This is a genomic window from Okeania sp. SIO1H4 (assembly GCF_010672695.1).
In the GTDB taxonomy this organism is placed as follows: domain Bacteria; phylum Cyanobacteriota; class Cyanobacteriia; order Cyanobacteriales; family Microcoleaceae; genus Okeania; species Okeania hirsuta.
The window spans coordinates 21,800-28,061 of record NZ_JAAHGB010000073.1 but is presented as its reverse complement, the minus strand read 5'-3'; the positions used below and the strand labels follow the sequence as shown (position 1 = coordinate 28,061).

At 34.5% G+C, this 6,262-nt stretch carries 4 protein-coding genes; 3 read left to right on the top strand and 1 reads right to left on the bottom strand.

From position 1 onward, the window contains the following. The first annotated feature begins 222 nt into the window (after positions 1-222). Together pap and F6K06_RS28415 are read left to right on the top strand one after the other, a co-directional pair. Positions 223-1,710, top strand: coding sequence for a polyphosphate:AMP phosphotransferase (pap, locus tag F6K06_RS28420; RefSeq protein ID WP_124146567.1), 1,488 nt, complete (start codon positions 223-225; stop codon positions 1,708-1,710). 350 nt (positions 1,711-2,060) lie between these two features. Continuing rightward, on the top strand, positions 2,061-2,954 hold the full coding sequence (locus F6K06_RS28415; protein WP_287308951.1) for a YdcF family protein: 894 nt from the start codon (positions 2,061-2,063) through the stop codon (positions 2,952-2,954). A 513-nt stretch (positions 2,955-3,467) separates the two neighbouring features. Here the strand turns inward: F6K06_RS28415 and F6K06_RS28410 are convergent. Further along, entirely contained in the window at positions 3,468-3,776 is a 309-nt protein-coding gene (locus F6K06_RS28410) for a hypothetical protein (RefSeq protein ID WP_287244717.1), read from the bottom strand. A gap of 628 nt (positions 3,777-4,404) precedes the next feature. Here F6K06_RS28410 and F6K06_RS28405 point away from each other — a divergent pair. Further along, entirely contained in the window at positions 4,405-6,159 is a 1,755-nt protein-coding gene (locus F6K06_RS28405) for an ABC transporter ATP-binding protein (protein WP_287244715.1), read from the top strand. Positions 6,160-6,262 lie beyond the last annotated feature (103 nt).

Genomic DNA, 6,262 nt, shown 5'->3' with positions numbered 1-6,262 from the left:
TCGAGGTACGGCGGTGCAGGTGTTTTTTTGTTTCCTGCTCCGTTATTAATAATATAGCTAGTTTATTTCGTTTTGTAAAGGGGTGTTAAGGATAGTGTTGTTTAACTAAGTTATAAGTTTTGTTTATAAAATTTGCACATCACAATATATTTTAAAAGTCAAAACTAAATGAATGAATTTTAAATATACACAAATTCCCCACTATCTACAATTTTAAGATGTATGTTAGAAACCCTAGACCTAAGCCTTTTTCTCAACAAAGATGCCTATAATACACAGCTAGAAGCACTGATGCGACAGTTACGATCGCTACAGAGAGCTTGCTGGCAAAAAAAATTACCTGTGCTGATAGTTTTAGAAGGTTGGGCCGCTGCTGGTAAAGGTGCTCTAGTTAAACAAATAGTGGGAAATATGGACCCACGAGGATTTGTGGTTCATCCAATTTGGCCTGCTACAGCACAAGAACGACAATATCCTTTTATGTGGAGGTTTTGGCAAAGACTTCCTAGAGCGGGACAAATTGGATTTTTCTATCATAGCTGGTACACTCATGTCCTGGAAGAGCGATTATTTAAAAGAGCTTCAGAACCAGAAATTCCTATCAGATTAGGACAAATTAATGCTTTTGAACGTCAGATGGTCGATGATGGCGTGGCGATCGCTAAATTCTGGATACATCTGAGCAAAAAAGAATTGAAGAAGCGTTTAAAAAAAACTGCGGCTGATTCTTTAAAAGCTTGGCGTGTCAGAAGTGAAGACTGGCAACAAGCAAAAAATTATAAACAATATACTGCTTTTGCCGAAGAAATGCTGATTCATACTAACACAGAATTTGCTCCCTGGACATTGGTAGAAGGAAACTCTCAACGTTGGGCAAGAATTAAAGTGCTGACAGAAATGGCCTCAACTTTGAACCAAGCTTTGGATAGACTGCTTATGCAGGCCGCACCACTCAGAAATCCTCTTCAAGAACAACTCAAATCAAAGGAACCAGATTTTTTAGCTGAAGTAGATTTGACCCAAAGCTTATCTCCAAAGCAGTATAAAAAATCTCTACGGCAGCAGCAAGCGCTTTTGAATAAACTGCAATTGGAAATTTACAAACATCAAATCCCTGTGCTGGTAATATTTGAGGGTTGGGATGCTGCGGGTAAGGGTGGGGCAATTAAAAGATTAACGGATAACTTAGACCCCCGCAGCTATGTAGTTAATGCTTTTGCTGCACCAACAGAGTCAGAAAAAGCCTATCATTATCTCTGGCGGTTTTGGAAACAGTTGCCAGAAGCAGGAAATATTGGTATTTTTGACCGCAGTTGGTATGGTCGAGTTTTGGTGGAGCGGGTGGAAAGATTTGCTACAGAGTCAGAATGGCAACGTGCATATCAGGAAATTAATGAGTTTGAGGGACAATTGACCAGCGCAGGTTATGTTTTGGTCAAGTTTTGGTTACATATTAGTCAGGAGGAACAATTAAGGCGATTTACTGAACGACAAAATGACCCATTTAAACAGTATAAGCTTACAGAGGAAGATTGGCGCAATAGAGAAAAGTGGGAAGTTTATGAAGTAGCTGTTAATCAAATGATTCAGCTTACAAGTACGCCAACTGCACCTTGGATTTTAATTGGGGGTGATGATAAACATTATGCTCGTGTTAAAGTAATCCAAGCAGTGACGGAAGCAATTAACGCTCAACTTAAGTACCGATAAAATAAGTTGATTTTTATTTTTGGCTTCGCTGAAGTAAGGTATGAAACTGATGAGTGAGTAGGTATTAATAGTAAGTAAAAATAGAGCTTCTCTTTTAACTACTAACTAATGACTACTAACTACTGATTACTGAACACTAAAAATTATACAATCATTCAGCAACGCCTTATTTTTTATGTTATGAGAAAGGCTCCATCAATCAAGTTAGCTGATTAAGCAAACAATCAAACTTTTCTAAGGAAAAAAATTAAAAAATCATGCTGATAATTTTAACAAGAATAGTATTCTTAATACTGTTAATTTGTATAATTAAGTCACTCTGGGATAGTACCGGTGGTGATAAGAAAAACTTGATATCTAAGTTGTTGTTAGTATTTTCAATTATTCTGTTAATACTGGCATTTTATGCACCAGATAGTCCAGTAGGAGCTGCTGTTTTTAGGTTTCTGGCTTTTGCTTTTAAACCGCTCGGTTTTTCAATTATACTTTTGCTCTATGCCACTACTCTAATAACAAATGGAGGGATAAAAGATCCAGCTCCAACTCTGATTGTTACAGCTTTAATAGTTCTGATAATTTCTAGCGCACCAGTATTTGCTGTATGGGCAGCTCAACAAGCAGAGGAGGATGCTATAGAACTTGTTTCTGTATCAGCTTGTTGTGACGAAAAAGCAGATGCAATTGTACTATTAGGCCAGGGAACAACTCAACCTGTAATACCAGACAGAATACAAGTTCAGCTTACTAAAACAGCAGAGCGGATTATTTACGCATCTCAATTATATAAAAAAGGTTTAGCTCCCTATATTATAGTAAGTGCTGGTCCGAGAATTGGAGATGATAATAGTACAGTTGAAGCTGTAGATATCAAGAAAATTTTAATTGAATTGGGTGTTCCAAGACGGGCTATTATTTTAGAACCAGATGGCAGGACTGTCTATGAAAGTGCAATTGAAACAAGGGAGATTTTGGATGGAAGAGGTTTAGACCCTACAGTTATTCTTGTTACTTCTGCTGTTAATATTCGTCGTGCTAGTTTAACTTTTACTGATATAGGGATGAGGGTTATTCCAGCTCCAACAGATTTTAATACTGTAAATCCTTATGAAGATTCTTCCTATCGTTTTGTACTAGCAGATTTTCTACCCAATGCCCAAGCACTTTTACTAACTACAGAAGTTTGGGAAGAATATTTAGCTTTATTTTACTATTTCTTACGCGGTTGGTTAGCTCCTGGTTTTTGAGGAAGTATTTTCATCTAATTATATTGTTTTTGCTGAAACAAAATCTAAATTTATGCCCCTCAACAATTTTGAATAGTAGAGGGGTATTTTTATGATCTTTAATAATGATTTTGATGATAATTTATATTCAAAAAATTCACTAAATAATTAGTACCGAATAATTAATTATTAATTATTAAATATTAAATCATTCTGGTTTAAAGCCGACCCTTTTAAGGAGGAAAAAGGAAATAATATTTCCTTATATTCAATCAATAACAGTTTTAACCAGAGGTAATTATCAATTATCCATTATCAATTAATGAACTTAATCTTATTAATTAAAGATATTATACAAATTCCGATGGATTAATGCTTAACTTAGGTAAAACTTCAGTTATTAAGTAATTAACACAGTTAAAATAATCTTGTTGCCAATTAGCATCCCAGTTAATGTTAATTATTCTTATGTTTAATTCTCCCCCACTCCCCAGCTCCAGAAAATGTAGAAAAGCTTTTGAGAAATGGTATTACTTATAATGGGTCATAATTACTAGAGGACGTAGTTGTTGGATTGTTCTCTGGATTAGAAGGAGAAGCAGTAGAAGCAGGAGAAGCAGGAGTAGATGGCTGCTGATTTATGCTTTTTTTACCACCTGGCACTAAAAAAGTAACAATCAAACAAACACCTAAAAATATAAATAACAATATTCTCACAAAATCTTGTCCGGGAGGTGTTTTTGGCGGTTTCTTTTTAGGAGCTTCGAGTTTAACTTTAATAGATTCAGTTTCAATACTGTTATCGTCTTTTACATTGAATGAAAGAGAAAATTGCTTGCCCATATTTGTTAGTCCTACTGTGACAAATATTATGGTTAAGATATTAAGATAATTTTAGTAATATTTTGAGTTTAATTTCAGAAAAAATTATTTAGGAGTCATACATTTATCTTTTCCTTTATAGATTTAATACCTCACAACTCACCCTCGGTGTCTCCAATTGGTTGGAGTTTGTAAACGCGGAACTACAACTTTTTAGTATCCCCATCTACATTTTTCCTTCTTTAATTGATACAGCTCATTTGTAACAATAACTAACAATTTTTTCATGGATTTTTAATATATATAAAAAAGCGGTTAGCACTCAGCACTCAGCAGTCAGCAAGATTATTTTTCTAAAGCGAAATAAGGAGATTTAAACCCCTCCTAAACAATCCTGCGCTTGGGGTTGCAGGGGATTTTAACCAGAGCTGCTAAAAGCTGATAGCTGAATGCTAAAAGCTGATAGCTAGTTAATTTTTTTTGTATCTTGAAACTATAGCAGTGGAAGGAAAGATTAGGACAGATAAAAAGCTTAAAACTCAGACAAAGCCAGATATTTCCTTCTCTGATAGATAACTAAACGCCTTCTTCCTTCTTCCTTCTGCTATATCTACAATCATAACATTATCTAAAATCTAAAATCACGACTATGCCTCAATCTTCTCAATTACGACTTCAAAAATTAGCCTCCTACTTACGTCCCCACTGGAAAAAGTCATCATTAGGAGTTTTTTCTCTACTAATAGTCAATAGTTTAGGAATTTATATTCCCAAATTAATTAGTCAAGCAATAGATGATTTAAAAGTAGCAACCAAAATTGATGAATTTTTATACTATGTAGTAGCAATTATAATTTTTGCCTCCATTATGTGGGTAATTAGAATAGTATCGCGCATACTCATATTTGGAGTAGGGAGACAGGTAGAATTTGACCTCAAACAAAAGATTTTTAATCGACTCTTAAAATTAGAACCATCCTACTTTAGTAATAATACAATAGGAGATTTAATCAACCGCGCCACAAGTGATGTTGATAATATCCGTAGACTATTAGGTTTTGCAGTATTAAGTATTAGCAATACGATTTTTGCTTATGGTTTAACTATGCCAGTGATGCTTTCTATTAATTTGCGGTTAACTCTATTAGCAGTTTCTGTTTATCCTATCATGCTAATACTGGTGAAAATATTTAGTAATAAATTGCAGAGTCAACAATTAGCTGTGCAGGAAGAACTTTCTAATATGAGCGATTTGATTCAAGAGGATATGAATGGTATTTCTCTAATCAAAATTTATGCTCAAGAGGAAAATGAAAGACAAGGTTTTAGCGATTATAATCAGCGACTTTTAGAGGCCAACTTAGAGTTGGCTAAAACTCGTAATATTCTTTTTCCTATTCTAGTTAGTTTAGCCAGTTCAAGCTTATTAATATTGCTAATGAATGGATCGATCTACCTAGAAAATGGTGAATTAACAGTTGGTAATTTTGTAGCTTTAATTCTTTATGTTGAGCGTTTAGTTTTTCCCACCGCATTACTAGGTTTTACCATTACTGCTTATCAAAGAGGGGAAGTAAGTATTGACCGTATAGAAGCTATTCTCACAGTTGAACCAAAAATTAAAGATCATGAATCACCTCTAGATTTTCCAAAAGTGGTAAAAGGTTGGGTAAAAAGCCAAGGATTAACATATACTTATCCGGGTAGTAAAACACCAGCTTTAGACAACATTAATTTTCTGATTCAACCAGGAGAAACTATAGCTATTGTCGGATATATTGGTGCTGGAAAATCAACTTTAGCCAATACATTACCTCGACTTTTAGATATTAATATTGACCAACTATTTATAGATGGCTATGACATAACTCAACTAAAATTAACAGATTTACGACAGGCGATCGCTTACGTTCCCCAAGAAAGTTTTCTCTTCAGTACAACAATTAAAAATAACATCCGTTATGGCGACCCATTAGCTGAACAAATAGAAATAGAAACTGCTGCTAAACAAGCACAAATTCACGCAGAAATTCTCAATTTTCCCCAACAATATGAAACGATAGTTGGAGAAAGAGGGATTACTTTATCAGGAGGACAAAGACAAAGAACGGCATTAGCAAGAGCTTTATTAGTTGACGCTCCAATATTAATTTTAGATGATGCACTTTCCAGCGTAGATAATCAGACAGCAACTCATATTTTGCAAAATTTATCAACTGGAACTCAAAAGAAAACGGTAATTTTTATCTCCCATCAAATGTCTGCTGCTGCTACTGCTAATAGAATTTTTGTGATGGATAAAGGGAAAATTGTACAAATTGGAAATCATGCAGAATTAGTAGAGCAAACTGGATTATATCAGTCACTTTGGAATGAGCAAAAGTTAAAGCAGTTATTAGAATAGAAGTCATTTCAGTTATCAGTTATCAGTTATCAGTTATCAGTATCTCTGCAATAAGGAGGCTTGAAATCTGGAATATTCTCTTGTAAACATTCAGCAGTCAGCT

Bases quoted from the DNA above. Each gene is read 5' to 3' on its own strand.
- F6K06_RS28410 (WP_287244717.1), bottom strand. From the start codon at position 3,776: ATGGGCAAGCAATTTTCTCTTTCATTCAATGTAAAAGACGATAACAGT.
- pap (WP_124146567.1), top strand. From the start codon at position 223: ATGTTAGAAACCCTAGACCTAAGCCTTTTTCTCAACAAAGATGCCTAT.
- F6K06_RS28405 (WP_287244715.1), top strand. From the start codon at position 4,405: ATGCCTCAATCTTCTCAATTACGACTTCAAAAATTAGCCTCCTACTTA.